The 26,833-nt window shown below is 41.9% G+C and carries 23 protein-coding genes; 9 read left to right on the forward strand and 14 right to left on the reverse strand.

What is annotated here, in order from left to right:
- Nucleotides 1–82: 82 nt before the first annotated feature.
- Both SJ2017_RS00325 and wecB read right to left on the reverse strand, forming a co-directional pair.
- The gene (locus SJ2017_RS00325) at nt 83–1,216 is read right to left on the reverse strand and encodes a glycosyltransferase family 4 protein (RefSeq protein WP_080914527.1); all 1,134 of its coding nucleotides are present in this window, start codon (nt 1,214–1,216) and stop codon (nt 83–85) included.
- Between the two features lie 13 nt (nt 1,217–1,229).
- Nucleotides 1,230–2,363, reverse strand: coding sequence for a non-hydrolyzing UDP-N-acetylglucosamine 2-epimerase (gene wecB, locus SJ2017_RS00330; RefSeq protein ID WP_268788288.1), 1,134 nt, complete (start codon nt 2,361–2,363; stop codon nt 1,230–1,232).
- Nucleotides 2,364–2,603: 240 nt separating this feature from the next.
- Between wecB and coaD the strand changes: the two genes are divergently transcribed.
- Both coaD and SJ2017_RS00340 read left to right on the forward strand, forming a co-directional pair.
- Nucleotides 2,604–3,095: a pantetheine-phosphate adenylyltransferase gene (coaD, locus tag SJ2017_RS00335; protein ID WP_055025835.1), complete on the forward strand. Its 492-nt coding sequence runs from the start codon at nt 2,604–2,606 to the stop codon at nt 3,093–3,095.
- 63 nt (nt 3,096–3,158) lie between these two features.
- Entirely contained in the window at nt 3,159–4,685 is a 1,527-nt protein-coding gene (locus SJ2017_RS00340) for a capsule assembly Wzi family protein (protein WP_080914528.1), read from the forward strand.
- A 103-nt stretch (nt 4,686–4,788) separates the two neighbouring features.
- Here SJ2017_RS00340 and mutM read toward each other — a convergent pair whose 3' ends face one another.
- From mutM to SJ2017_RS00380, 8 genes are all read right to left on the reverse strand, one after another.
- Entirely contained in the window at nt 4,789–5,604 is an 816-nt protein-coding gene (gene mutM / locus SJ2017_RS00345) for a bifunctional DNA-formamidopyrimidine glycosylase/DNA-(apurinic or apyrimidinic site) lyase (protein ID WP_080914529.1), read from the reverse strand.
- Nucleotides 5,605–5,689: 85 nt separating this feature from the next.
- The gene (locus SJ2017_RS00350) at nt 5,690–6,145 is read right to left on the reverse strand and encodes a hypothetical protein (protein ID WP_055025837.1); all 456 of its coding nucleotides are present in this window, start codon (nt 6,143–6,145) and stop codon (nt 5,690–5,692) included.
- A 173-nt stretch (nt 6,146–6,318) separates the two neighbouring features.
- The gene (gene moaA / locus SJ2017_RS00355; RefSeq protein WP_055025838.1) at nt 6,319–7,305 is read right to left on the reverse strand and encodes a GTP 3',8-cyclase MoaA; all 987 of its coding nucleotides are present in this window, start codon (nt 7,303–7,305) and stop codon (nt 6,319–6,321) included.
- A 23-nt stretch (nt 7,306–7,328) separates the two neighbouring features.
- Nucleotides 7,329–9,143 (reverse strand): bifunctional molybdopterin-guanine dinucleotide biosynthesis adaptor protein MobB/molybdopterin molybdotransferase MoeA, encoded by a 1,815-nt coding sequence (locus tag SJ2017_RS00360; RefSeq protein ID WP_080914530.1) that lies wholly within the window; start codon nt 9,141–9,143, stop codon nt 7,329–7,331.
- Between the two features lie 39 nt (nt 9,144–9,182).
- Nucleotides 9,183–9,767 (reverse strand): molybdenum cofactor guanylyltransferase MobA, encoded by a 585-nt coding sequence (gene mobA, locus SJ2017_RS00365; RefSeq protein ID WP_055025840.1) that lies wholly within the window; start codon nt 9,765–9,767, stop codon nt 9,183–9,185.
- Entirely contained in the window at nt 9,751–10,461 is a 711-nt protein-coding gene (locus SJ2017_RS00370; protein ID WP_119968074.1) for an energy-coupling factor ABC transporter ATP-binding protein, read from the reverse strand. Before SJ2017_RS00370 ends, mobA begins: the two co-directional genes overlap by 17 nt.
- Nucleotides 10,458–11,165 (reverse strand): ABC transporter permease, encoded by a 708-nt coding sequence (locus SJ2017_RS00375; protein WP_055025842.1) that lies wholly within the window; start codon nt 11,163–11,165, stop codon nt 10,458–10,460. The genes SJ2017_RS00370 and SJ2017_RS00375 overlap by 4 nt, the downstream gene beginning before the upstream one ends.
- Nucleotides 11,165–11,986, reverse strand: a complete 822-nt coding sequence (locus SJ2017_RS00380; protein WP_055025843.1) for an ABC transporter substrate-binding protein — start codon at nt 11,984–11,986, stop codon at nt 11,165–11,167. Before SJ2017_RS00380 ends, SJ2017_RS00375 begins: the two co-directional genes overlap by 1 nt.
- Nucleotides 11,987–12,286: 300 nt before the next feature.
- On the opposite strand from SJ2017_RS00380, the gene SJ2017_RS00385 reads away from it, so the two are divergent.
- Entirely contained in the window at nt 12,287–13,669 is a 1,383-nt protein-coding gene (locus SJ2017_RS00385; protein ID WP_080914531.1) for a sigma-54-dependent transcriptional regulator, read from the forward strand.
- A gap of 3 nt (nt 13,670–13,672) precedes the next feature.
- Complete coding sequence (locus tag SJ2017_RS00390; RefSeq protein ID WP_055025845.1) at nt 13,673–15,805, forward strand: sensor histidine kinase; 2,133 nt, start codon at nt 13,673–13,675, stop codon at nt 15,803–15,805.
- A gap of 931 nt (nt 15,806–16,736) precedes the next feature.
- On the opposite strand, the gene SJ2017_RS00395 is transcribed toward SJ2017_RS00390, so the two are convergent.
- The 3 genes from SJ2017_RS00395 to SJ2017_RS00405 form a co-directional block, all read right to left on the reverse strand.
- Nucleotides 16,737–17,192 (reverse strand): GNAT family N-acetyltransferase, encoded by a 456-nt coding sequence (locus tag SJ2017_RS00395; RefSeq protein ID WP_080917327.1) that lies wholly within the window; start codon nt 17,190–17,192, stop codon nt 16,737–16,739.
- 257 nt (nt 17,193–17,449) lie between these two features.
- The gene (locus SJ2017_RS00400) at nt 17,450–18,127 is read right to left on the reverse strand and encodes a 7-cyano-7-deazaguanine/7-aminomethyl-7-deazaguanine transporter (RefSeq protein ID WP_080914532.1); all 678 of its coding nucleotides are present in this window, start codon (nt 18,125–18,127) and stop codon (nt 17,450–17,452) included.
- A 247-nt stretch (nt 18,128–18,374) separates the two neighbouring features.
- On the reverse strand, nt 18,375–19,733 hold the full coding sequence (locus SJ2017_RS00405) for an isochorismate synthase (RefSeq protein ID WP_372038179.1): 1,359 nt from the start codon (nt 19,731–19,733) through the stop codon (nt 18,375–18,377).
- A gap of 346 nt (nt 19,734–20,079) precedes the next feature.
- Here SJ2017_RS00405 and SJ2017_RS00410 point away from each other — a divergent pair, with 346 nt between their 5' ends.
- From SJ2017_RS00410 to SJ2017_RS00420, 3 genes are all read left to right on the forward strand, one after another.
- Nucleotides 20,080–21,258: an HD-GYP domain-containing protein gene (locus SJ2017_RS00410; RefSeq protein WP_055025847.1), complete on the forward strand. Its 1,179-nt coding sequence runs from the start codon at nt 20,080–20,082 to the stop codon at nt 21,256–21,258.
- Between the two features lie 143 nt (nt 21,259–21,401).
- Entirely contained in the window at nt 21,402–22,031 is a 630-nt protein-coding gene (locus SJ2017_RS00415; RefSeq protein ID WP_080914533.1) for a paraquat-inducible protein A, read from the forward strand.
- Between the two features lie 115 nt (nt 22,032–22,146).
- On the forward strand, nt 22,147–22,341 hold the full coding sequence (locus SJ2017_RS00420; protein WP_167692871.1) for a hypothetical protein: 195 nt from the start codon (nt 22,147–22,149) through the stop codon (nt 22,339–22,341).
- Between the two features lie 97 nt (nt 22,342–22,438).
- Here the strand turns inward: SJ2017_RS00420 and SJ2017_RS00425 are convergent, their stop codons facing one another.
- Nucleotides 22,439–23,371, reverse strand: coding sequence for a YeiH family protein (locus SJ2017_RS00425; RefSeq protein ID WP_055025850.1), 933 nt, complete (start codon nt 23,369–23,371; stop codon nt 22,439–22,441).
- Nucleotides 23,372–23,562: 191 nt separating this feature from the next.
- On the opposite strand from SJ2017_RS00425, the gene SJ2017_RS00430 reads away from it, so the two are divergent.
- The gene (locus SJ2017_RS00430) at nt 23,563–25,008 is read left to right on the forward strand and encodes a sigma-54 interaction domain-containing protein (RefSeq protein WP_080914534.1); all 1,446 of its coding nucleotides are present in this window, start codon (nt 23,563–23,565) and stop codon (nt 25,006–25,008) included.
- 185 nt (nt 25,009–25,193) lie between these two features.
- The gene (ccoG, locus tag SJ2017_RS00435) at nt 25,194–26,735 is read left to right on the forward strand and encodes a cytochrome c oxidase accessory protein CcoG (RefSeq protein WP_080914535.1); all 1,542 of its coding nucleotides are present in this window, start codon (nt 25,194–25,196) and stop codon (nt 26,733–26,735) included.
- Nucleotides 26,736–26,833 lie beyond the last annotated feature (98 nt).

Consider the following 26,833-nt stretch of genomic DNA (forward strand, 5'->3'; position numbering starts at 1 on the left):
GTTTTTACTTTAAAAGCGACAATAGCAATATTGTCGCTTTTTTTGATTCTTGTGGCTGTGATTTTTAGTCGATAAACAAGATTTAATGACAAGCTTTAGAAGGTAAGCTTTTTATGACATCAACCCAAGCCCGAGACCATTGCGCTTGCGAGCAGACGTGTTTAATTGACTCATATCCATTGATTGCCAGCTGTTGAGTTTGGTTTATATCATTAATTGCTCGGTAAATAACCCGTTCAAACTCATTAGTATTAGGCATAACCAAATGGCCGTTATAGCCGTCGATAATTAAGTTTGAAAGGCCTCCTACATTGCTGCTTATTACCAAACAGCCCGCTGCCATAGCTTCAATCATGGACAATGATGTGCCTTCTGAACCTAAGGTTGGAATAACCGCTATATGATGTTGCTGGTGGATGTGAAAACTTTCTTGGGCTTGATACTGAGTGATTGTAACTCGAGGATGTTTTGCAAAGGCTTTTTCGAGTAAAGGCTGAAGTGGCCCCTCTCCAGCGAATGTGACCTCGAGGTGTTCAAATTGATTTAACAGTTTTTCAATTACTGGCGCAATTATCGCAATACCTCGGTAGTCAACGAACCGTCTTGCGATGATGAGTTTGAGAGGTTGCGGCGATTGAGCCCATTTCTGTAGCAACTGGTCTGTGGATAATCGTTGTTGATAAAAATTATAGATGACTTTGATTTGTTGGGCTTGGGGGCTGCACCAAGTGCGATACCAGTTTACAAAGTTATGATCGACGCAAATGAGTGTATCGCTTTTTCTAGCAAATTTTAGATACTTATAATGATTCAACAGCGAAGACACAAACTGCCCTAAAAATGACGAGTTAGTTTGGGGCTTGTCCCATGACACTCCATGTTGAATACCGACTGTGGCGAGTCCAGGTATTTTGACTGCATAAGAATCAGTGGCGAAGATAACCACATCGCCTTCTTTGGCATGTTGTTTAACCCATTGTGCTAACGCAAACTTTTTACTATTTCCCCGATATATGCCTGTTGTGACTCCATTGATAATCACGTCTTCTCTTTCAAGACAAAAAGACGTTTTAGCTGGTTGAACAATTTGAGTTCGCCATTGCTGAGTCTTAAATGTCTCAATGAGGCTCATAATATAGTTTTCAATTCCGCCAATGGTGTGTACCTCACCTTGTGGGGTAAACATTGAGCGATAGATGATAAAAATATTTTTCATGGACTAGCCTGCATTAAATGAGTTGGTAATGGCGCAATATTTGCGTTTGAATTCGTTGACAGGCTTGTCCGTCGCCATAGGGGTTACTAGGTTTTGTATTCTGTTCTTGTTGCTCAAGTAAGGTCGTGACAGCGTTAACGATACGATCAGTATCGGTTCCTACAAGGTTGACTGTTCCGGCTTCAAGCGCCTCAATACGTTCGGTTTTATCTCTAAGCACTAATACGGGTTTGTGAAGTGCTGGCGCTTCCTCTTGGACGCCTCCAGAGTCGGTTAAAATAATATCTGCACGATCCATGAGATAAACAAAAGAAGGGTAATCTTGTGGCGCAATGAGATGAACGTTATCAATATTACCAAGGTATTGATTCACAGGGGCTTGCACCTGTGGATTTAAATGTACTGGATAGATGATAGCGACATTAGGATATGTAGTGGCTATCTTTTGTAATGCCAAACAAATGTTCTCAAAACCTGTGCCAAAATTTTCCCGTCTGTGGCCTGTAACCAGTATCACTTTTTGATAGCTTACGCTGTTAAGTAGCTCAGTTAATGCCGTTGGCTGAAATCCATTTTCATGATTTGAAGCAACTGTTTGCAGTAACGCATCAATCACGGTATTGCCTGTGATATGGACATTATCAGGTTGATGCCCCTCAGCGAGTAAGTTATTTGCAGCCGTTTGAGTGGGCGCGAAATGGTGTTTAGCGAGTGTGGCTGTCAGTTTTCTATTGGCCTCTTCTGGCCAAGGTGATTGCAAATCGCCGGTTCTGAGGCCTGCTTCAACATGACCCACATCGACTTTTTTATAGAAGGCGGCAAGTGCAGCCGCAAATGAAGTAGTCGTATCTCCATGAACTAACACCAGTTGAGGTTGAAAGTCGTTAATAACATGACTTGTTCCCTCAATAATGGCGGAAGTTAACCATTCAAGAGATTGTTGCGACTTCATCAAGTTCAGGTCGTAATCAGGGGTAATATTAAATAAGCCTAATACTTGGTCTAGCATTTCTCGGTGTTGACCTGTAACGCAAACTCGCACCTCTAAACTAGGGTGCTGAGCAAGTAGTTTTGCCAGTGGGCTCATTTTAATTGCTTCTGGGCGGGTGCCGAAAACCAGTAAAACTTTAAAGGGGAGTAAGTTCAATTGAATAGCTATACAGGTCGAAATAGGATTAATGCTGATTTTACCTGTTATTTTTTATGATAACCATGCACTGAAAGTATTTGATTTACGTTATCGAGGCATTTTATCGATATTAATTTTGCTGTCATTGTCGGCCTTGTAGTATTATTTGGCGGCCTAGTTGACCGATAGTGAACCTTGTTTAGTTCTGAATGATATACTCTTCAACGGACTGAATTCACTGACATAGCGAATACTTACATGCATAGACGTGCAATATATCCAGGAACGTTTGATCCTGTTACCAATGGCCATGCTGATCTGATAGAACGTGCTGCGAGACTTTTCCGACACGTTATCATTGGTATTGCCTCAAATCCGTCCAAAAAGCCTATGTTCACGCTTGAAGAAAGAGTGGAGCAAGTGAACCTTGTGACGGCACATTTAGACAACGTAGAAGTTGTCGGCTTTACTGGATTGTTGGTTGATTTTGCTAAAGAACAACAAGCCAGTGTACTTGTGCGTGGTTTAAGAGCAGTGTCGGACTTTGAATATGAATTTCAATTGGCCAACATGAATCGTCGATTAAGCCCTGATTTAGAAAGTGTGTTTTTAACACCTGCCGAAGAAAACTCTTTTATCTCTTCAACTTTAGTTAAAGAGGTTGCTTTACACGGCGGCGATGTGAGTCAATTTGTGCACCAAGATGTGGCGATTTCCTTGTTGGATAAAATTGCCTCGACTAAGTCTTAGCAACGTAACGTGAAATGGACTTTTCAAATACGTTAATCTTTTTAATTACCTATTAAGCACAGCATGAAACTATCTCAGTCGTTATCTCAAAAGTGTACGTTATCAAAACGATCCATTAGAAAACATCTCACCACACTGAGCCTGGCTGGGTGTTGTTTAAGTGCTTCTGTTGTGGCTGCCCCATGGGTCGACACTTCTGATATTTATCTTCGTGCCGACATTCAAGCGCTTGCCGATGCAGGAGTGATTACCGTACCCATTAATACTTTTCCGCTCATGTGGTCAGGTATCGGTAATGATTTGAGAAAAGCTGAGCCATCAATTATGTCTCCGGCGCTAGTTGATGCTTTTGCGAGGGTTAACCTTTACTACCAAAATGCAATTGAAAATAGAGGTAATACGACAATTGCCGCAACGGCAGCGACTGATGAAGCTCGCTTTCAGCATTTTGGCTCAGATTATCGTGAAAAAGGTGAACTCACCGCTTCCCATGAATATCTTGGCGAGCGATTCGCTTATAAGGTTACAGCGTCAGCAAATTACGAACCACAAGATGATAAGACATTTCGATTAGATGATTCATATATGGCTGTGGTGTTAGGCAACTGGATTGTTACGGCAGGCACCATAGAGCAATGGTGGGGGCCGGGGTTTGATTCTGGTTTACATAAATCAAATAATGCCCGTCCAATGCCTTCGTTAATGGTCTCTCGTAACAATGCAGAAGCTTTTGAGACACCTTGGTTATCATGGTTAGGCACTTGGACACTAACTGGTGGCATCAGCATGATGGAAGAAGAAAGGTATGCTCCTCATGCGTTGTTATGGAACTTACGAGCTTCTATTAAACCGTTAAGACAGCTTGAAATTGGCCTATCTTGGACCACACAATTTTGCGGTGAAGGTCAGGAGTGTGATTTAGATAGTGCATGGAAGTCCATTACAGGGCAGCGTGATTGTCGCGGCTTTGAAGATGGTGACTGTTCCAACTATGGCAACCAAATGGCAGGCTTCGATGTACGCTATTCAGAAACCTTCTGGGATGTCCCTGTGGGGATCTTTTTAGAGCGTACCTGTGAAGACTCTAAAGGCGACCCTTGGGAAATTGTCGATTGTGGAAAAATGTACGGCGTAGATACCCGCTTTAGTTTCGACTCTCAACAGTACAAATTGTTTTTTGAGTACACAGACACCATGGTTTATTGTGGTGAAGACTCGACCAAGTTTAATTGTTTTTATGAACATGGAACCTATAAAAGTGGCTCACGTTATCATGGCCGAGCCTTTGGCAGCACTTACGACAGCGATGCGCAGGTATATGCTTTAGGGTTAGTAGGGCAATTTAAAAACAGCCATGCATTTACCTCAATATTTAGGTATGCACAGTTAAATAAAGATGGAGAAAGTCCAAGTCATGGCTGGGCGCCGCAGCCGCCTAAAGAAGATTTGTTGATGTTAGAGCTGTCTTATAGAATGCCACTGATGAGCGGTATGATGACCTTTGGCGGAACCGTGTCACAATCTGAATTTGAAGAGGAAGACTCTGAAACCGACGGTACTTTATTTACGCGCTACGAGTACAAGTTCTAGGATGATTTGCTAAAAAAGCCTCAACAATGATTGAGGCTTTTTATTAGCGATATTCCATTAAATTACTTTCTGAAAAAACTCCACAGGCTAAAGTCTAGTGAGCTTAATGGCTTTGGCACACACCACAAAAAACCGTAGTCCGCTGCCCCAGCTTTATTTCACTGAGTAAGTTACCACATGCGGTGCAAGTTTCACCGCCGCGGCCATAAACATGGAGCTTTTGCGCAAAATACCCGGGTTTACCGTCTGCGTTGGTGAAGTCTTTAAGTGTTGTGCCGCCTTGTTTGATTGCTTGGGCAAGGATTTGTTTTACTTCAGCGACCAATATTGTCAGCCTGTCTATATCAATGTTGCCAGCCGCTGCTTGCGGGTGAATTCCGGCGGCAAAAAGTGCTTCGTTAGCATAAATGTTTCCTACACCCACCACGATGTGGTTGTCCATTAAACACAGTTTGATGGCTTTCTTTTTATTGGTTAATTCCTGTTGTAACTGTTGTGGATTAAAGCCGTCACTAAGAGGCTCAGGCCCCAACTTTGACAGTAGCGGGTGTCCATCTTCTGGCAGTTCATACCAAAGCCAAGCCCCAAATCGTCGAGGGTCGTTGTATCTCAGTACTCGGCCATTTTCTAATACGAGGTCGATATGATCATGTTTCTCGACGGGAGTATTCGCTGGCAGGATGCGTAAGCTGCCAGACATACCAAGGTGGACAATGGTAATCCCCGCATCGGTGTCGATTAATAAGTATTTGGCTCGGCGGCGAACCTGCTTAATGGTTTGCCCTATAATGTTTTTACAAATATCAGGTACAGGCCAACGCAAAGAGGCGTTTCTAATGACTAAATCGCGTACGGTTTGATCAACAAGATGCGGTGATACACCTTGCTTAGTGACTTCTACTTCTGGTAATTCAGGCATATGAATCCATTTTATTGTCTATTAGCTAAGTTTGACGCTGGTGGCGTTTACTTGGTCTTTATCGTTACTCACTAGATGATGATAATTATTGGGTTGAGATAATCGGTGCTAACTCATTGCGTAAGCTTGGTGGTATTTGATACCAATTGCTTGATGCCGATTGTAAAAGCCCTTCAGCAGGATAGTACTGCCAATGTTGCGCTTGTTGTTGATGATTTATGGCAATGGTCAATGTTACGGAGGCGGTAAGCAATTGGATCTCATTCGCAGGCATTTGAACCGCTGAAACCATTAGTTTTGACCAAGCAGTAGCAAGGGGTTGGCAATTGAGTACGCTATCGTCACAACGCCATTGAGAGGCTGACTTATTAAGCCAAATACCATTAAATTGCAATTGGGTTAACTGGTTGCTTTCATCAAATAATGCATGAGCATCATCTGGCATTTTATTGGTTTTGGAGTCGATAAAGGTTAACACTGCAACCATAAAGACACAGGCAATGATGAGAATGTTGTTCCATTTTTTTCGAGATAAAGCCATAAACTAATGCATTACTGCTTGTGAGTCCGATCGTGTCCCTAAGTGTATAGCAAAATACTGGTGAGCAAAAAGTGAATAGTTATCGTTAGTTGAAAATGGCGTTGACTGAGTCATCTAAAAAAAAGGTGATGCATTATTTAGCATCACCTTTCGTTAACTGAAGTTGATGTTCACTAGCCGCCTGTTGAATTCATAAAACGTAAGATTTGCACGTCATCATCGGTGCCAAAGTAATGTTCTTTTGGCTTGTGTTGAATTCCTTCTAATATGGCCTCTTTGAGTTTGCCGATATCCCCAGGGAATTCACGAACGATTGACTTCAAGTCCACTGAGTTCTCATTGCCTAAACACAACAATAAACGACCTTCTACCGTCACGCGAACACGATTACATTCGTGGCAGAAATTATTACTGTGAGGTGAAATGAAACCGATATGAATATTGCTGTCGGCCATTTTGTAATAGCGAGCAGGCCCGCCAGTACGTTTACTTGATGGAATTAATGGATAAGCTTCTTCAATTAGCCCTCTCACTTCTTCACTTGAGCAGTGACGACTACGTTTGCGCTCATCCATTACACCTAATGGCATTTCTTCAATGAAAGCAATATCTAACTCACGGTCACGGCAAAAATTGATTAAATCAATCACTTCGTGATCGTTTTTGCCACGTAAAATCACCGCATTGATTTTGATGTGTTTAAAGCCTGCGGCTTTTGCTGCATCAATTCCCGCAATCACTCGTTCGACTTTGCCATTGCGAGTCATTTCGGTAAAGAGATCAGGGTTTAAGGTATCTAAACTGATGTTTAGGCGCTTAAGGCCTGCATCATGCATTGGCTGAGCAAGCTTACTTAAGCGCGAACCATTAGTGGTCATCGACAAGTCATCTAAGCCCGGTAGTTGACCGAGTAACTCAATTAATTTGTCACAGTCGGTTCTAACTAAAGGCTCACCGCCAGTTAAGCGAATTTTCTTTACACCTAATTCGGTAAAAGCTTGTGCAATCCATGCCAGTTCTTCAAGGCTTAATACCTGTTCTTTTGGTAAAAAGCTGGGATCTTCACTCATGCAATATACACAGCGAAAATCACAACGGTCAGTGACCGATAAACGTAAGTATTCTACTTTTCGGTTAAACTTGTCGACTATTAAACTCATGAATTAGCACATCTTTTGGTTAGTTATAACAGTTCAGCAAAAGGCTGAATATAGACTTGTTGGCCTGGCACAACTGAATCTTCGGCTTCGCCGATAACAATCAGACAGTTTGCTTTGACCATTGAGTTCAACATCCCTGAACCTTGCGCCCCTGTAGAGGCAACATGTAAACGTCCATCATTGCTTAAATGATACTGACCACGAACAAATTCAGTTCGTCCTGTTCTACTGCGCAACATAGTATCGGTAATAGCTGGTAAATACTGTGGTGTATAATTGATTTCGCCAGCGAGTTTTCGAATAGCAGGTTGAACAAACTGTAAAAATGACACCATTACAGCCACAGGGTTACCTGGTAAACCAAAGAACAAACTCTCATTCACTTTTCCGAATGCGAGAGGGCGACCTGGACGCATGTTAATACGCCAGAAGTTAATTTCGCCAATTTTAGCGAGGACAGTCTTAATATAATCTGCATTTCCTACAGATACGCCGCCTGAACTGATAACAATATCCGCATCAACTGATGCCTTTGACAATGCGGTTGTTAATGCTTCTTCGCTATCTTCGATAATGCCTAAATCAATGACATGGCAACCTAACTTTTGCGCCATAGATTTGATGGTGTAGCGGTTTGAGTCATAAATGCAGTTGGCTTTTAGTGGCTCACCTGGTTGGCTGACTTCATCGCCTGTAGAGAATACGGCAATAGTAGGCTGTTTGACCACATCGGCAGTGGCTAAACCCAATGAGGCTAATAACCCCTGTTCAGCGGCATGTATGCGGTGACCTTTTGCTAATGCTAAGGCATCTTTAGCAATATCTTCACCTGCTAAGCGTACATGTTGCCCCGCAATAACTGGCCCTTGTAGCTGTACTTGTCCATCTTGCTCGACGACTAATTCTCGAGCTTCAACGGTATCAGCGCCTTGGGGTACGGTTGCCCCCGTCATAATGCGCACAGCTTCACCTGCCGCTAAGGTGCCTGGGTACTCGTGGCCTGCCAGCACTTCACCCATTAATGTAAGTGGTGCAACTGGGTGTTCAGGGCTGTTATCTTGACTATAAGCAAAGGCATAACCGTCCATTGCCGAGTTAGTTTGTTGTGGTACGTTTACGGGAGAAATCGCATCGCTTGCCAGTACACGGTTAGCGGCATCATCTATCGCAACTTGCTCACTGTCAGTGAGTGGCTTCACCATCGCCATTAATTGTTCTAAGCCTTGAGCAACAGATAAGAACTTTTGCTCGTCTGATACTGGTGTTGCTTCAGCAGGTATCGGCAGTTCAATGTCTGGTGCTTGCCAGTTTGTTTGGTATTCAATTACAAAGTCAGCAATTTGGCCGACATTATTTAAATCTAAACGAGTTAACTCTGCTGGCGTTTCAGTTTCGTCACAACAGGCAATAGCCACAATGTTGTCATCATGAGTATGAATAAGGGGCTTGCCGTGCGCTGCGCGGTGTAATTCAATTTTTGGTAGCTCGAGCTTTTTAAAGCCTTCAACTAAAACGATATCGACTTTATCTGCTTCAATTTGCGCTAATAAATGCGGTAGTTTTGGATCGCCCTCAACAGCATCTTCAGTCATTAACGCCCAACGAACATGTGAAGCGACCAACATTTGTTTAGCGCCTGCTTTGCGCATTTCGTAGCTGTCTTTACCTGGAATATCGACATCAAAATTATGGTGGGCGTGTTTTATTACCGCTAGACGCACCCCGCGGCGGTTAAGCTCAGGAATAAGTTGTTTTAATAAGGTGGTTTTACCGGTGCCGCTATAGGCACAGAATCCGAGAACGGGAATATTAAGCGGATTGGAAAACGGTATACTCATAAAGACCTCATTGTTGACTTTTCGCTGTGTTGCCACAGGTTATTTGGCATTCTCGATGACAAGTTTTTGTTCAAGTGTATTCACATTCACAAATGCATTTGGTTGGTCAGCGAAACTGGTGACCACATACTTGTGTTGTTCATACCAAAGGAAAATTTTACGATCGCCTGCATCTAAAAATGCCTGCATAGAATCTTTTAAGTGTGGTTTGAGCAGTAAAACCACTGGCTGATGATGTTCACCGTCACTGGCGACCACAATATCGGCATCGGCTTCTTTAAGCGATGCATACATACGTTCACACAAATCAGTCGGGAGCATCGGACTATCACAAGGCACCACTAGCAATAAGTCAGCATCGGTATTGTTCATGGCTGTGACCATTCCGGCTAATGGGCCTAAATAACCGCTTTCTTGATCGCTTAATACATCAAAGCCTAACTCAGCATATTGCGCTTGGCTGCGATTAGCATTAATCATTATACGATCAACTTGTGGCTGAACCCGAGCGATAGTATGAGCAATCATTGGCTTACCGCTAAGTTCAACTAAGCCTTTATCAATACCGCCCATTCTTCTGGCCATACCGCCAGCTAAAATCACCGCATCAATTTGCACTGACATAGTGAAACTCCTGAGATTGTTCAAAGCGAGGTATATGGTTACTTTCAACAACTTTGTGCTCTGATATATGCCAGTGTTTTTGGCATAAAGCTGTTAAACCGCAAGTTTGATGGCTACTAATTAGCAATCCTGTACCATCTTGTTTGAGCTGATTTATCATCGCAAGTACTAATTTTTGCGATTGCTTATCCATATTGGAAATTGGTTCGTCGAGCATGAGCAATTTGGGCTGAGTGATCCAGGCTCTAGCAACTGCCAAACGTTGCCGCTCACCGCCAGATAAATCTGTTGCATCGCTTTTTAATAATGCGCCCAGTTGTGCCATGTTAATTGCTTGCTCAACTCGCTCTTGTTGTTGCTGAGGTGATAACTGACTTTTTGGTAAAGCATAACGAATATTATACTCTACAGAACCATCAAATAAATAAGCATGCTGATGCAAGTATACCGCCTTGCCAAGCAATGAATTTTTGCGCCACCATTTTGTTGGCTCAAAACCTTCAGCTGTAACAGTGCCAGCGCTAGGTTTAATAATGCCAGCAATCAATTTCATCAATGTTGATTTGCCTGAGCCATTGTCGCCTTGAAGGTAAATAACATCCCCTTGGCAAAATGTGAGTTGCTCAAATTCAAATAACAGTCTGTCTTTAAAGTTTTTACGTATATTTTTTGCAACTAATTTGACTGTCATTATTGGCTCCTAGGCATGGCTTTACCACGCAATGAACCGATAGCGAAATTAATCACAATCGCCAAGATTAATAAAACCAGTCCTAGTGCAATAGCTTGGGCAAAATCACCCTTACTGGTTTCAAGCGCAATGGCAGTGGGAATATTTCGAGTATGATGCAGAATATTGCCACCTACCATCATCGAACAACCAACCTCAGTTAAAATACGGCTAAATGCGGCAATCACAGCCAATAATAATGGCACGCGGAGTTCGCGGCAAACCGTCCAAATAGCTCTAGACCAAGATGCACCTAAGGTGCGTGAGGTTTCGTAAGCACGTTTATCAATACTGCTAAAGGCTGCTTGAGATAATGCAATCAGTACTGGCGCACAAATCATCATCTGACCGAGGATCATACCTTGTTGAGTAAACAACCAGCGTAAATCGCCCAAAGGACCGTTTCGAGTTAGCAGTAAGTAAGCAAGTAAGCCTATGACAACAGTAGGAATTGATTGCAAAGTTTGAACTATGTTAGTGACAAACCAGCGACCAGGAAATTGGTATGATGCAAGCAGAAAGCCAAGCATGATTGACGGGATTAATGTGATGATTAATGCCGCAAAAGAAACCGAAAAAGATACACTTATGATAGACCATACGTCTGGGTCTAAAGAAAGCAGCAAGCTAAAAGCTTGCTGCGTTAGGGCTAACCAGCCATCATTCATTACTTATATGTTGCCTTAAACAATTGTTCTCCCTGAACTTTGAAATCATTAATCATCTGTTGTGCTTGAGGGCTAATAAACCAGTCGCTCAAAGCTTTTGCTCCTTGATGATTTAAATCAGGATATTTTTCTGCACTAATTAGCATGATTTGATAAGGGTTGGCTAATGCAGCGCCACCTTCAAAAGTGATTGCTAAATCTAATTTAGATTTATAAGCAACAAACGTACCACGATCAGTTAATGTGTAAGCTTGTTTCTCATCAGCCATTAATAATGTCTTGCCCATGCCTTGGCCAATTGAAGTATAGCCTGAAAAATCTGGGGTAACAGCAGCTTCTTTCCAAATTGCGAGCTCTTTCATATTGGTGCCTGAATTGTCACCACGAGAGATAAAGGTGCTCTTGCTTTCTGCTACTTTTTTGAACGCTTCAACAACATCTTTGCTGCCGTTCATTTTGGCTGGATCATTTTTAGGTCCAAGCACTACGAAGTCATTTTCCATAATGCCACGAGGGGTTGTGCCATAACCTTCATTGATAAATTTTGCTTCCGCAGCTGGAGCGTGAGTCATGACGACGTCTACATCTCCTTGACGTGCAAGCTTTAATGCTTTGCCCGTTCCGGTCGCAATCACTTGTACTTTGTAACCAGATTCAGCTTCAAATGTCGGTAAAATTGCGCGTAATAAACCTGAGTTATCTGTGCTGGTTGTGGTTGCTAACTTAATCGTTTCTGTCGCTTCAACTGAATCACTGACCATTGCACTACTGATTAGTGCCATACCTAAAAAAGCAGTTAAACCTGACTTTAAATTAAACATTTTATCTCCTTGATAAAAAAGTAACCTGCTATACAACGTGATTGTGTTGCTGATGGTTTTTAATGAACTCGGGCAACGTTGCCCGTAACAAAACTCACAGAGCAAGAGGTATGCCAAAAGTAACAAAAAAAATATGGATCACGACTAAAATAAAACTGTGATCACCCTCACATCGCAAGTTTCGGTTTTATAGACAAATTGTCTCAAAACGAGGATTCTGCAGGGCAAACTGACCCATTTATAGGTTTTTAGTGATACGATAATGATTAATATAGTCAAAATGTCCAAAGTAGAAGCCATATGAATAATAATGAATCAAACTCAAAACCACTTCCGACAGCGGTATCTGTTTTGATTGTTGACGATGAGCCAGGCATGCGCAGTTTTTTAAAAAAGGCGCTTTCCAAGAAGTTCGCATTAGTTGAAATCGCTTCTACCATTGCAGAGGCTGAAAAGCTTCGTAGTCGTGGCCATTTTGATTTATTAATTGTTGATATTCGCTTACCAGATCGTTCAGGTATTGAGTGGCATGAAGCACTCAATGAAAAAGAGCGCCGTTCAGATATTATTTTTATGACCGGCTATGCTGATATGGACGTAGCGATAAAAGCACTGCGTGCTGGCGCATCCGACTTCATCATGAAGCCGTTTCACTTAGAACAAATGATGACATCAGTTGACCGTTGTATTGAGCGCCGTTTATTAAAGCGTGAAAACTTCATGCTACGCCGTGAGTTATCAAGTGGTCACTCAACCACCATGATTGGTAATAGCGACGCCATGATGGAGGTGAAGCAAGTTATTGAACGTGTTGCGCCAACCAATGCCGTGGTATTGATTGAAGGTGAATCTGGTACAGGTAAAGAGCTCGTTGCAAGGCAATTACATCAACTTAGCGGACGTACAGGCCCGTTTGTACCCGTTAACTGTGGTGCTATTGCGCCAGAATTGTTAGGTAGTGAGCTGTTTGGTCACACCGCTGGCGCCTTTACTGGAGCTAAAGGTAATCGAGAAGGATTATTTAATTTTGCCACCGGTGGAACGATTTTCTTAGATGAAATTGGTGAAATGCCAATGAAAATGCAAACCGCACTACTACGTGTGCTTGAGCAAAAAGCGATTCGCCCTGTGGGCAGCGAAAAAGAAGTGGCGATTGATGTCAGAGTTGTGGCTGCAACCAACCGAAAATTATCCGAAGAAGTGGCAGAAGGAAATTTCCGTAGCGATTTATATTACCGCCTTAATGTGCTTAATATTCTTATTCCTCCATTGCGCACTCGCCCTGAAGATGTCATTGAATTAACGCATCATTTTACTTGGCAACTTGCACGTGAGTTAGGCGTAAAAGAAGTTGTATGGAGCCATGAAGATTTGTTAGTGCTGCAACAACATGAATGGCCAGGTAATATTCGAGAATTACGTAATATGATCGAGCGATGCATTTTATTGGGCAAGCCGCCTGCTGAATATTGGAAAAAATCCCAAGAGACAGAAGTAGTGACTCAAGCGGGTTATCCACTAAGCTGGCCATTAAAAGAAGTTGAAAAACAGCATGTCATGAGTGTGGTTGATGCCCATAATGGCAATAAATCTGCTGCTGCACGTGATCTAGGGGTTTCTCGTAAAACGTTAGATCGAAAATACAAAGAATGGTTCGAAATCGAATCGGATAAGGAAGACTAAATCGTGTCTGTTTTTCGTCAGTTCTTCGGTGTTAGTTGGCAGCAAATGCAAGCCAAGGTGCGTTATCGTATTTTGATTCTAACCTTGCTTCCTATTTTGCTGACGTTAATTAGCCTCGTGTTTATTACGATTTATTGGAATATTAGTTATACAGGTAAGCAGTTGTTTATGAAGGTTAAGGCTGACTTGACCGTTGCCATAAACACCTTAGAACAAGTGCAAAAGCAGCAAGAAATACAGTTGCACAATGTCAGTCAATCTTGGGATTTTCAGCAAGCATTTAAACGAATTCAGCAGGGTGACAAAGAGCCTATAGCGATAATTGACGGCTATTTAGCACAACAAAAAAAGATTCTTGATCTAGATGTATTGCGACTCATTAGAATTGAAGAAGCCAATGCTGATCCGGACTTGAGGCAGCTATTACCCAAAATCAGTAATAATCAGGCTTATTCTGGGCTAATGGTGTTATCTGCTAAAAGGTTAGATCGGCTTGACCCCAATTTAGCCGATCTTGCTAGAGTGCCTTTGTCTGCGACTTTGCGAGCACAAGAACCGCAAAAGTCAGAAGAGACTCGTGGCATGCTCAGCCGGACATTATTACCGATAGTTGATCAAGATGGGCAAGTGAGCTGGTACCTTGATGGGGCCACGTTATTTAACCGTGATACGGCTATTGTCGATCATATTCGAGATTTAGTGTACGACCAAGGTACACTGCCAGAGCGCTCGATTGGTACTGTGACGATTTTCTTAGATAATGCCCGTGTCAGTACCAATGTGCCGATGGATTTGTTTTCAACTAAGCAAGCCGCGCAATCACGTGCTTTAGGGACACTGGTATCTGATGAAGTACGACAGAAAGTCTTGGTTGAAGGCACGCCGTGGGTAGACCGAGCATTTGTACTAAATGACTGGTTTATTTCTGGTTATTCGCCGTTAGAAGATGTACGTGGTAATCGAATTGGCATGATTTACACAGGCTTCTCTGAAGCTCCTTTTATTCATACTTATATTCTCAATATTATCGAACTCGGCACGATATTAATGTTAGTGCTTTTAGTCTCTGGTTTTTTAGTATATCGAGGTGCTAATAGTTTATTAGAGCCTATTGAGCGCATCCATCATGTTGTAAAAGCAGTACAGTCTGGTCGAGATCTTCGCATTGGCGAACTTGGCTTAGACAGAGATAATGAACTGTCTAATTTGGCAGAGCAGTTTGATCATATGCTGGATTTACTGCAGAGACGTAATCTTCAAATTCAAGCCGCAGCAGAACAATTAGAAGTGAAAGTAGAAGAACGTACTCGCAGCTTACAAGACAAGACAGAAGAGCTACAACGTAACGTTGCTTTACTCAATGAGACTCGTCAACAACTTGTCACCAATGAGAAATTAACTGCTCTTGGTGAGTTAACCGCTGGTATTGCTCATGAGATTAATAACCCAACAGCGGTGATCCTTGGCAATATGGAGCTAATGAAATATGAACTTGGCTCCAATGCGAATGTGGTTGAAGAAGAGATAGAGCTAGTCATTCAGCAAGTCGGACGGATCAGCACTATTATTCGAAGCTTGTTGCAATACAGTCGTCCAGGTGAATTTAACGCTCCGCTTGAAATGCATCAAGTTCAATCCATGATTGAAGAAGTATTAGTATTGGTTCGCCACTCGATTGAAAAACAAGAAGTTGAGTTGATTCAGGAGATTAATACCACTGCAGATGTTCAAGTCAATCGCCCTCAAGTTATTCAAGTCTTGATTAATCTAGTGGTCAACGCAGCCCATGCAATTGAAAGTAAAGGCCGCATTTGGATTAGAGCCAATGATTGGGTTGAACAAGGACAAGTCGTGGGTGTAAAAGTTGAAGTGGAAGATGAAGGTGTCGGGATTGCGCCAGAAAGATTAAGTCGTATTTTTGATCCGTTTTATACCACACGCAAAGATGGTACTGGTTTAGGTTTGTCACTGAGCTACGGCATTATTAAGCGCATAGGCGGCACAATTGAAGTGAAGTCAACCTTAGGTAAAGGAACCGTATTTACCATTGGTATGTATCACAAAGCTAAAGAAGAACAAGGTGATAACCCTTATGAAGGGCTACATTTTGGAGATACTAAGCGACTAGATGACTAATTAAGGCTAAATAACGTCGACTGAATTTATCGTCAATAATAGATAAAGTTGAGCGTTAACTTAGACGATAAAAAATAGACAAAAAAAAGCCGGATGATGAGTCCGGCCACAAAGAGTGTGTGAGCAATGTCGTGCTTGCATACTCAGAGGGGATTAATAGGAGATGAAGCTATTAATTTGATTACTGAGTTTTGGAACGCTCATAAATAATAATCATTCTCATTATCGTTTGCAAATATTAATTGGGCTTTTTCACTTACTTTACATTCCCTTTACATCCAGTTTTTTTACAATGGCAAATTCAGCCCGTTACAGTGGCATTCACTTCCTTGATTTACACATAAGCATAAGAAGTTCGCGCCTAAAATACTGAAAGGTATTTGTGTGGGGACAATGAGTGATTTTAAGCTTTAGAGCTGTCAGTATCTGAAAAACAGGCAAAGAAAAGCCAGGTGATGAGCCTGGCTATAAAGAGTGTTGGAGCAATGTCGTGCTTGCATACTCAGAAAAGTTAATAGGAGATGAAGCTATTAATTTGATAACTGAGTTTTGGAACGCAAATAAATAATAATCATTCTCATTATCGTTAGCAAGTTTTTATTACATTTTGTTATCGGCTTTACATAGTGTTTACATTGGGGGTTAATCATTGTGTGAATTGCAGGCAAGAAAAAGCCAGGTGATGAGCCTGGCTAAAAGAGTGTTGGAGCAATGTTGTGCTTGCAGACTCAGTTAGGTTAATAGGAGATGAAGCTATTAATGTTGATAACTGAGTTTTGGAACGCAAGTTAATAATAATCATTATCATTTGCGTTTGCAAGGTAATTGCTCAATTTTTTTCCAAATATATGTCTACATTAGGCGCTAACCATAATCGTTAACCGGTTAGCACTAACAATAGGGAACATAACTCTTTGTTCAAATGTTTGTTTTATAGCACTTTTTGAAGGTGAAGTTTGTTTTTGTCGATGCTAGGGTGGCTTTCAACTTGCGTAATTTGGTACTGATTAGCTACCAACATATTTAGCATGGCTTGAAACTGATTACGGGTTTTCACTTCTAGGCGAGTATAGCCTTGTGCTTTTGCCCATTTTTCTTGATATTCAAGCATAGACTTTGCTAAACCAAGTTGACGAAAATCTGCATCAACACCACCTAGCCAGCTATAAAAGCAATCTTCTTCAGACTGATAACCTAATTTAAAGCCCGCTAATTCGCCTTCAACATAAGCAAATAGAATTAAACTAGGCTTATCACCTATGCGTTCAACAAGCGACTCGGCACTTTGAGTGCGATCGAGCTCACTAATACGAGACATTAATAAAGCCAGTTTTTCTGACACTTCAGCTGAAAGCTCTGTATGAGCTTCGATTTGGATATTTAACATTTTATCTTCCGCAGGGCTGAGAACCTTAATACAGCAAGTTACTTCAAGGTGAGTAGACTTGTTATTAAAGAGACCTTCACGTGCTTTCAATTTACCTTTTGCGATGTATTAGCAAATGATTGAAAACTGTGAAAGTCTTTTTGAATCTTGGTTAGCAGCGAATAAACACTGGATTATTATATCTCATCGTACCAGTTGGCGGGCAGGATTGATTGAAAAATGCCGCATTGATCAATTAATCGACAGTTAAGTGATGTTTACGACTTAGTTTCGTTAGTCAAAATCAAATTTTCTGCCGGTGTCTCGATAAGTTTATCACTCAGCACTTTTAACAAAACACCATAAGCAGGCAAAAATAGCCCTAAGCTAACGATTAACTTGAAGCCATAATCGACCATCGCAATTTCAGGCCAATGTTGAGCCATAAATGCGTCGATTGAAGCGTAAAAGGCGACGCTGAAAAAGACGATAGTATCAACGAGGTTACCAAAAAGGGTCGAGGATGCTGGTGCTATCCACCACGCTTTTGCTTTACGTAATTGAGCAAATACTGTGATGTCCATGAGTTGTCCTACGAGATAGGCCACAAAGCTTGCAAAAGCAATTCGGAACACAAATTGATTCCACTCAACTAATGATGCAGCGCCCTGAAATGCGCCTTGATGAAAGATAACTCCCATCACATAGGAAATCAGCAACGCAGGTAGCATCGCTTTAAAAATAATACTCCGTGCGGCTTTCTGGCCAAATATACGTACCGTTAGGTCGGTTGCTAGGTATACAAAAGGAAAGCTAAATGCGCCCCAAGTTGTATGGTAACCAAATATTTGAAACGGAAGCTGCACCAAGTAGTTGCTTGCGCAAATAATGATGATATGAAAACTGACTAGAAACATCAGTGCACGGCGACATTGCGCCTGAGATAGTTTTAACATCTTGTAGCCTTTTTATTGGGTTAGACGGGGTGAGGGAACCCGTATTGAATTAAGGATGGCAGTATTATTGTTAGAAAGCTGATTAGTGATATGCCATAAACTGGCTTAATCATAGCCTATCGGCTGTTGCCAAGGAGGACGCATTATAGTGATCGAAAAATAAGATGCAACTCTCAAGCTCATAAAATGGAGTTAGTCTAAATGAATTGGCAACAACAAAGGTAAATGTCAGCGATGATATGCGAGGTTAGAGCTCCACTAATATGGATAAAATAGTCGCGAGTTTATTTTCTAGTTCTTGCCACTCAGCTAAGGGATCTGAGCCTGCAACAATGCCTGCACCTGCAAACAAATTAATGCGCCCAGGTTCAATTAATGCACTGCGTATCGCCACGGAAAATTCACTTTCGTATTTGTTGAGATAACCGCAAGCACCAGCGTACCATCCACGGTTATACCCTTCACGTTGACGAATAAAGCTTAGTGCTGACTGTTTTGGTAGTCCGCCGACAGCAGGTGTTGGGTGTAAGCCTTGCAGCAGCTGAAAATCATTGACGCCCGCTTTTAATTCAGCACGAATAGAGCGGTGTAAATGCTGAATATGAGTCAGTTTAAAAATTTTAGCTGATTCGTCTGCGCCAATGTAGTTACTGAGTGGCGTAAGTACATCAACAATTTGCTGTCTGACTAATTGGTTCTCATAACTGTTTTTGGTGTCTTCGAGTAATTGCTTAGCCAGAAAATCATCTTCTTCCTGATTGAGCCCACGCACAGTTGTGCCAGCTAGTGCTTCAGTAAATAATTCTTTTTGCCTGCGTAAGTACAAGCGTTCAGGAGAACAAGAGATAAACGTTCTATCTGGGCTAAACTGAAACCCAAACTGAAAACTATTCGGGTTACGTCCTTGCCAACAGGCCAACACCATCCAAGGATCGACCGCATCGTTAATCTCAAGCTGAGTTTGTCGAGATAACACGACTTTGGGTGTCGTTTGATTAAACTTGGGATGAGTGACTTGCTCTACAAGTTCTTTCCAGCGTTGATAGTTTGGCAAATCACTGCGGCCCATTAGGGGCAGTTTATTGGGTGGCGATAATGGCTTTGCTGGTTGAAGTTGTTTAATCGCATCAATCGCGGCATCGCACTCATCAACTTGCGAGTTGTTTTCAAAATCTAAGTTAATGAGTAATTTTACAATTGTACCGTGACGACGTAACTCAATACGCGGTAAGACAAAACGTGTTCTGCCAAAGTCTGGCCAGCACTCTACGGTACGATCAAATGCAACGCCACCATAATAGCGGATATCTTGGTTGCTGCTTTTACCTCGTTGAGATTGGTATAAGCTTGAGAGTAACTCATCATCAATCTCTTGCTCTTGTTTGAAATCTTTGCAGGCACCAATAGCGGCAATTTCTTCCTGCTTTTCTCGCCCGTGCCAATAAATACGTGGATATTGGGTTTGTGCGCCCAACCATGACAGTAACGGGATCGACTTCGCTTCGACAGATATTTGCACAATAGGTTCTTTGGCAACGGCCAACTTCATAGCGTTTAGCTTTTCGATTAACTGGCTAAATTGCTCAGAAAAAATTTGGCTAGGCAACAAAGACTCCAAAGGTTGATATCTCAAACAGGTGAAATGATAAAGAGAGGTATTCGTTTTAGTAAATTATGCCTTAAGTTAATGAAGGGTTCAAAAACTGTCAATGCCAAGCCGCTCATGCTGTGATCTGAAATGCTAATATAATCATAGTATCGGCGGTTTTTAAAAAGAGCAGCCTGCTAAGCGACTGTATTTTAAAGGTGATACAAAATATAACATTTAATTTGGAGTATTTAGTCGAGACAAGATAAAATGTCATTAACATTGTTACATTGTCACTAAATTCCATCATAAGTATTATCATTCTTGTCGGTGTTTTGGTTGTCGTTTGGAGAGTTAATCGTTAATGTCCTCCGTTGAAGAATCTAAAGACGTTATCCGTATTCCCGTTAGCCGTTTAGGGCTCGGGATGTTTGTCGTTGCTATCGATCGCAAAGAGAGCAAAGTGGCTATCAGTAATGCTGGCCAGATAAAACATAAAGATTCGATTGCGAAATTAGAAAAAGCCGGCATTAAAAGTGTGTGGGTAGACGTTGAGCGCTCATCGGATAGCTGTGGCTTGAAGAAAAAGGCTGCTCCGTTAAAGGCGCGTAAACCGGTTATCACCAGAGCTACCAAACAAGCGCAAGCTAAAAATATCCTGACCGAAGCAAAGACCCTTGTTCGCAAAGTGCTTTCAGAAACCTATGAAGGCAAAGCGGTTGAAGTTGCCCCTTTTGAAGACATTGCCGATAACATGATTGAATCGGTGATGGATGATGCCGATGCTCTTAAATGTGTGTCAGCGCTTAGAACTAAAGATGCTTACTTACTGGAGCATTCAGTGAATGTCGCATTTTTACTGGTGACTTTCGGTAAACACTTGAACTTAGATAAGTCATTGTTGAAAGAAATGGCTATCGGCGGCATTTTGCACGATATAGGCAAAATTCAAGTTGATAATAAAATCTTGCATAAACCTGGGAAATTGACCGAAGCAGAGTTCGAAGAAATCAAAAAGCATCAAACCTATGCAATTGATATCATGAATGAAACCGTTGGCCTTTCGCAGGTGAGCAAAGATGTGTGCTTGATGCATCATGAAAAGCTAGATGGCAAGGGTTACCCTAAAGGCCTTAAAGGTGATGAAATTCCTCAACATGGCCGCATGAGTTGTATTGTGGATATTTTTGATGCGTTAACGGCTACTCGTTGTTACAAAGAGGCGATGAGCCCAGCGGCAGCGTTTAAAATTTTAATGAGTTTGACGCCTTTTCATCTAGACCAAACATTAGTTTACGAGTTCATTCGTTGTGTAGGCATTTACCCTGTAGGTTCTTTAGTTCAGTTATCTGATGAGCGGGTTGGCATTGTCTGGGAGTCAAAAGGGCGGGATGCGTTAAACCCTGTCGTTAAGTGTTTTTATTCATTAAAACATCGACGCTATACCGAAGTGACCTTTGTGGATTTGAAAAAGTCAGATTTACATATTGAACGAGGTATTTCACCACGTTCACTTGATGTTGATCCAAGTCCTTTCTACTAATTACCTTTCCTAAACAGGATACGACTTTGTAAAGTGCGGTGTCGCCACTGGACTTAATGTTGCGATCCGTTATTTTATGGCGTTTAACGTACTATTTTTCCCTCATTTGATGTGATTGGCTGTGATATTTACTTGGAGTACCTATGAAACCCTTATTTAGCTCATTGGTCATTATATTGTCATTGGCTTTACTGATCCCTGGAGTCACTCAACCCATTTTGACGATACAAGGCAGTATTGAGAAAGCTGAATTGGTAGAAACTGGCGTGACGATGTTTACCGAGAGTTTATCTGAAGGAGCACGTGGTAATGCCCGCAGCATGCTCGACATGGCGGTGAGTATGTTTGGTTTTGATAACCTCGAAGGCGAAGTGGAGGTGTTTTACAAAACCCGCAGCATTGTTGATACCGTGAAAGAACTTTACCTATCTAATAACGTGCTGGTGGCTGGGCTAGTTGGCTTATTTAGTGTGGTCATTCCCGCCACTAAATTATTACTGCTGTTGACTATGTGTATTCCTGCTACGGCAAGGTATCAGTCAGCGGTGAACCGGTTTATCGGTGCAATCGGTAAATGGTCGATGGCTGATGTGTTTGTTGTGGCATTAATTATTGTCTACATGGCTGGAAATGCCTCCGCTGGAATGGGAGAGATGTTAAAAACCACTGCTTCATTCGAAATTGGTTTTTATTATTTTACAGCTTATTGCGTATTTTCTATTGTAAGTCATAGGCTTGTGTCAGCTTGGATAGCCACAGACAAAAAGACTTAATGCGTTATCTAGCCTGGTAACAGTGGGCAAAAGTCATTATGTGAATAACATAGTAATATTTGATATTGGCAGCGAAATACTGGGATTTAGATAATGGTCTACTTAATTGGAGACCATGATGATGTCCTTGATACAAAGTAAGACCTTTAAAGCTGTTGCGATAATATGCCTTTGCATTATTGCAGTAGTGGCATCTGTGCAAACCTCTGGGCTTACTCGTGCGGTAATTGAGTTATTAGCTTTTGGTGGGTTAATCGCCCTGGCTTTGGCAAAACCTTATATACAGCAAGAGATAAACGAAGAAGAGTGATTAATATTTGTTGGCAGCAATAGTCGGCTTTAGTGCTGAAGAGACCAATTTAACTAGCCTAACTTAATTTACTTTTCAATGAACAACTAAAAAGCGATTAACTCTGCCAGAGAATCACTCCCAACGATATTCCACCAATTGCAATCCACAATAGCACGCCCAATAACAGTGGCTTAGGCCCATTCGCTCGCATTTTACTGACGGTGATACCTGCACCAATTAAAAATAAGCACACGATAAGTAATTGCTTCGAAACGCTAAAGAGCACCTGATAAACAGCTTGCCCCTGAGGAAATAAATAGGCCGTAATTATGGCGAGACAATAAAAGCCAATAAAATATGGAATAGATATTTTTGACTTGTCGCCACCGAAGATAATCGCGCTGAGCAGCGCAATAGGAATAATCCACAGTGCACGAGCCAGTTTAATTGTGGTGGCCGTTTTTAAAGCTTCGTCACCGTAAGCTGACGCTGCGCCCACAACGGATGAGGTATCGTGAATCGCAATCGCACTCCACACACCAAAGTCATATTGGCTTAATGATAATGCATGACCAATTGTCGGAAATAAGAATAACGCGGCTGAGTTTAATAAAAAAATACAGGCAAGCGATACCGCAATTTGATCGTTCTTAGCATTGATTGCTGGTGCAACGGCGGCAATAGCGCTACCGCCACAAATTGCGGTGCCGCAACTGATTAAATGACCCGTTTTATCATCAAGTTTCAATAGTATCGTTAATCCAAAACCTAACACTAAGGTTAAAAATATCGAACCGACAATTAGCCCTAAATTGTTGCTACTTGCTGCAATTGCTTCAGGTAAGTTGATTCCGAAACCTAAACCAACAATTGAGTATGCTAATAGTTTTTTAGTGAGCTTATTTAAGTCGATATGAGTCGGTACCATACCTAAACTCGCCAATGTAAAGCCCATCAGCAAGGCGATAGGAGAAGAAATTATGGGTGTTAAACAAATCAAACCCATGGCGATAAATAGCCATAGTTTAAATGTGGAAGAGATTTGCATGCTGATGGTGATCGCCTAAATACAGATGCCTTATTGTAGCAAGATGCAGGCTGATGAACGATATTTGATAGTGAAAATTGGTCAACAACTGTATCTATCGAGCTATCTTTTGAAATAGAGCCCATTTATGTAACGAAATATCGTGATCTAATGTAATATGCTAGATATCACGAAAGTTGAGGCCATCAGCGATGAATGCAAAAACCAGTGTCACCACCAGTCACTTTTTACCTGAAAATACCCTTCTCCTGAATGCCATCACGGAAGGGGTATACGGCTTTGACCTTAACGGTAATGCGGTATTTATCAACCCAGCTGCAGAGCAGATGACTGGCTGGAAAAGTGCAGAGTTGATTGGCAAAAATATTCATGATTGTCATCATCATAGCCATGCCGATGGTAGCCCATATCCACAACATGACTGTCCAATCTATCGAACCTTGCATGATGGTATTGCGCGGCAGGTTTCAGAGGACGTGTTTTGGCGCAAAGATGGCAGTTGTTTTCCAGTGTATTACAGCTCAACTCCCGTTTATGACCAAGATAAATTGATTGGTGTGGTAGCGATATTTCGTGATGTCAGTGTGCAAAAACACACTGAAACATCGCTGAGAGAAGCGCTTGCGCAAGTACAGGCATTATCAGAGAAGCTTGCCTCAGAAAATCAATATTTACTAACCGAGTTGCAGGGCAAGCAAGGCGCAATGGGCTTGTCAGGGCATAGTGACGCTATTAACCATTTAACTCAGCAAATTAATTTGGTTGCTAATACTGATAGTACGGTGCTTATTTGTGGTGAAAATGGCACAGGTAAAGAACTTGTCGCAAGAAGCTTACATCAATTAAGTCGCCGTAATGAGCAACCCATGGTGAGTGTCAATTGCGCTGCATTTTCAGCATCGATACTGGAAAGTGAATTATTCGGCCATGAAAAGGGAGCCTTTACGGGAGCGACAAGTCGCCGGAAAGGCCGCTTTGAGTTGGCGCATAATGGCACCTTATTTCTTGATGAAATTGCCGAGTTAAGTTTAGAAGCACAATCCAAGTTACTGAGAGTGATTCAAGAGCAGTCTTTTGAGCGGGTTGGCAGTAGCGAAACCATTAAAGTGAATATTAGACTCATTGCTGCCACCCACCATGACTTGCAGGCAAGGGTTGAGCAGGGCTTGTTTAGAATGGATTTGTATTATCGTCTAAATGTGTTTCCAATTGTGGTGCCGCCACTTCGTGAACGCCCAGAGGATATCCCGTCCTTAGTTAGTGACTTAGTCACATCGTTAAGTCAAAAGCTCGGAAAAAAAGTGACTCGAGTCAGTGCTAAAGGGTTAAAAAAGCTGCAGCAATATACTTGGCCTGGCAATGTGCGTGAATTACAAAATCTCATCGAAAGAGAGATTATTTTATCGCAAAATCAAGTGCTAGAATTTAATAGCCTATCGCTTAGCGGTTCGCAACATGCCGATGAAACCAAGCTTAAACAACCGCTAACGATGGCTGAAGCAGAAGCAGAACATATACAGCAGACCCTAGAACATACTCAGTGGCGCATTTCAGGGCCACAAGGTGCTGCTGCAGTGCTGAATATGCCGCCAAGTACGCTGCGCTCAAGAATGAAAAAGCTTGGCATACAGCGTTAAGTTACTGTCGATACGATAAAGTCACGATATTTCACGGAAACGTGATATATCGTGACTTTTTTGTTTGATAAAAATTGGTAAATGTCTATTAATCAGTGTTTTAGGTTTATTTTTGGGTTGGCTCAGGTTTTGCTCTATTAGCTTTGCGAATGAAAGCAAGTTACTAGAGCAGTAGGATCTTAGATATGTCAGAGCCAATAGCGAGTCAGCAAACACCCTCACTATCACAAGTACCATCACAAGTACCATCACAAGCCACGTCTGCTGTGCAGCAGCAACGTATTCCAGTTATCAATATTAGCGATTCGGGGAAGATTCATGTGCGAGAGCAGCAAGGAATATTTCAGCGTCTTAGGTTGCACACTAATACGGTGTTGATTGCGTTATTTTTCCTTATTCCATTTATCAATTTCCAGGGCCGTCAGGCCATTCTATTCGATGTAACAGAGCAGCAATTTTTCTTTTTTAATGTCACCTTATGGCCGCAAGACTTTACCGTGCTTGCTTGGTTTTTTATGGCCGCAGCATTTGCATTGTTTTTTATTACTGTTTATTTCGGCAGAGTCTGGTGTGGTTTTATGTGTCCTCAAACCGCTTGGACAGCTGCGTTTATGTGGGTAGAGGCAAAAGTTGAAGGTAACCATCATCACCGTGCCGCCCTTGATAAAGCGCCAATGTCAGTGAATAAAGTGACTAAAAGAGTTGCGAAGCACACTGTTTGGGCGTTAATGGCATTGGTGACTGGCTGTGGTTTTATGGCTTACTTTATGCCTGCAAGGGCGCTTTATGTGGATATTTTTAGTTTTAGCAGCGGCTTTTGGACAGGAGTTTGGGTTTGGTTTTTTGCACTATGTACTTACCTTAATGCTGGATGGATGCGAGAAATGATGTGTTTACATTGTTGCCCTTATTCGCGTTTCCAAGCAGTGATGTTCGATGCGAATACTAAAACCGTTAGCTATGATGCTGCTCGTGGTGAAAACCGTGGTCCGAGAAAACGTAATAAAAAAAGCATCAAGAATCAGGCAACGACAGAGTCTAGCAATGGCTTAGGCGACTGTGTTGATTGTCATCTTTGTGTGGATGTGTGTCCAACAGGGATTGATATTCGAAATGGTCTGCAATATGAATGTATTAACTGCGGTGCCTGTGTCGATGCCTGCAATCAAACGATGAGTAAATTTGGCTATTTGCCCAATTTGATCAGCTTTACCAGTGAAAACGCCCTAAAAACGGGCCGCACTCCGTCAATGTGGTCATTAAAAGCCTTAGGTTATGCGGGTGCATTAGTGGTGATGCTCGTCATGATTGTTTTAGATTTACAAAGCCGAGCGGATATACAGCTTAACGTTATTCGAGATCGCCAAAGTTTATATCGTGTTGTCAGCACTGAGCCAACAAACCCCGTCATCGAAAATAGCTATTTACTGAAAATACGTAACAAAACCCAGCAAGCCGCTTTTTATCAGATCAGTGTTAGCTCCGATAAGTTATCTGCTCATGATTTCAAAATAACCAATAACACCTTAGTATTGATTAAAGCGGCTGAGCAACTTGAATACCCTATTACAGTCACCAGCTCGATAAAGCATCCTGATAAACAGGGGATATCTCAAACACGCGAAGCGCTGACATTTTTTATCACCGAAGTGAACTCGGGCGGTGAAATTGTCCAAGGAAAACCGCTTAATCAAGTGGCTCAATCTTCACGCTTTTTTAGGCCTTAGTCATTCAACTTTAAGGATAAATACAACTTGATTGAGATCTTTGATGACGTTCCAATATAGGGCGGGGTGAATAAAAAATGAACTATTATAGTGCTTTA

It is taken from the genome of Shewanella japonica (assembly GCF_002075795.1).
In the GTDB taxonomy this organism is placed as follows: Bacteria; Pseudomonadota; Gammaproteobacteria; order Enterobacterales; family Shewanellaceae; genus Shewanella; species Shewanella japonica.